1 protein-coding gene is annotated in these 402 nt (G+C 72.9%); it reads right to left on the reverse strand.

All coding sequences use genetic code 11. The features are described from left to right. Window positions 1-335, reverse strand: a 335-nt coding sequence (locus tag FJV41_RS57605; RefSeq protein ID WP_281291690.1) for a sigma-54 factor interaction domain-containing protein, incomplete at its 3' end; no start/stop codon positions are given. Window positions 336-402 lie beyond the last annotated feature (67 nt).

Raw genomic sequence — 402 nt, forward strand, 5'->3', positions numbered from 1 at the left:
AGCTTGACCTGCAGGGCCGGCGGCATGTCGCCGATTTCGTCGAGCAGCAGCGTGCCGCCGTCGGCCGCCTGGAAAAGGCCCTTGTGGTTGCTGTGCGCGTCGGTGAAGGCGCCCTTCATGTGGCCGAACAGTTCGGACTCCAGCAGGGCCTCGGGAATGGCGCCGCAGTTCACGGCCACGAACGGCCGCGCCGCGCGCGGGCTGGCGCGGTGGATGGCCCGGGCCAGCAGCTCCTTGCCGCTGCCGCTGTCGCCCAGCAGCAGCACGCTGGCGTCCGACTGCGCGACCATGTGGGCCTCGGCCAGCAGGTCGGCCATGCGGTTGGAGCGGCTCACGATCTCCGCCCGCCAGGTGCTGTCGGACTGCGGGCTCCGGGTGGCGGGCGCGCTCAGCGCCAGGGCC

This window comes from Myxococcus llanfairpwllgwyngyllgogerychwyrndrobwllllantysiliogogogochensis (genome assembly GCF_006636215.1).
GTDB lineage: Bacteria > Myxococcota > Myxococcia > Myxococcales > Myxococcaceae > Myxococcus > Myxococcus llanfairpwllgwyngyllgogerychwyrndrobwllllantysiliogogogochensis.